This is a genomic window from Faecalibacterium sp. AM43-5AT (assembly GCF_003603345.1).
Lineage (GTDB): Bacteria > Bacillota > Clostridia > Oscillospirales > Ruminococcaceae > Faecalibacterium > Faecalibacterium taiwanense.
This window is the reverse complement of sequence record NZ_QVGZ01000035.1, coordinates 1-958: the sequence shown is the minus strand read 5'-3', so window position 1 is coordinate 958 and position 958 is coordinate 1. Positions and strand designations below refer to the sequence as shown.

Here is a 958-nt window from a genome sequence, read left to right as displayed (position 1 = left end):
ATCAAAAGCATCAAAGCATCTGCCCACCCTGCCGCACAGCAGGTTGCGGAAAGCGAAAGCCGTATTGCCGCGCTGAAAGTCCAAAAACGGGAGCTGCTGGAAGCTATCAACGCCGGAAAGACCGCCCTGCATACGGTCAATGAAGTTCTGGAAACCCTCGACAATGCCGAGGGCTGGAGTACATGGGACGTAATGGGCGGCGGTTTGATGGCCGATCTTGCCAAGTATGAGGAACTGGACGATGCACAGGAACAAATCGAACAGCTCCAAGTGGAACTGCGGCGGTTCAAAACTGAACTTTCCGATGTTGAAATCACCGCAGACCTTCAGGTTACGGTGGACAGCTTTTTGAAATTTGCGGATTTCTTCTTTGACGGCCTCTTTGCAGACTGGGCAGTTCTGGATCACATCAATCAGGCACAGAGCAGGGTGGAAAACACCAAGGGTCAAATCAAGCGAGTCCTCGCACTTCTGAAAAAGATGCGCGAAGATATTGACGTCCAAATCGCTGACGAAAAAGAAAAGCAGGAGCAGCTTGCGGTGGAAACTGAGCTGTAAGTTTGAAGAGTCCGCTTATGTGATATGATTCGATAAAACCGAATTTGCAGGAGGTGTTTCGATGAAAACAAGAAGGTTTGCTTTATGTCTGGCAACGGTTTTTCTGGTGGCGATTTATATCAATATTCAGAGAAGCCATACTTTCACCCTTTCAAACGATGAAGGCACCATAAAGACAGAACAAATACAGCCACTTTGGGGAACTGTAAAAGTGAGCGGTGATTGTGATACTGAGGTGGTCTTTACCGATGTAGAGACTGGAGAAAAATATAGAATCGGATATATTACACAGGGCGTAACGGAAAGAATCAAACTCGAAAGAGGCAAATGGTATAAGGTGGCGGGCGGAGGCAACCTTACACTGAATCCGGTAAACATTCGAGTCGAATAAATGTAAGTT

At 47.1% G+C, this 958-nt stretch carries 1 protein-coding gene and 1 pseudogene; both read left to right on the top strand.

The window, feature by feature from the left end; all coding sequences use genetic code 11:
- Positions 1–558: pseudogene (locus tag DW937_RS14585) on the top strand (hypothetical protein); the annotation flags it as partial.
- Positions 559–619: 61 nt separating this feature from the next.
- Entirely contained in the window at positions 620–949 is a 330-nt protein-coding gene (locus DW937_RS14580; RefSeq protein WP_097778305.1) for a hypothetical protein, read from the top strand.
- Positions 950–958 lie beyond the last annotated feature (9 nt).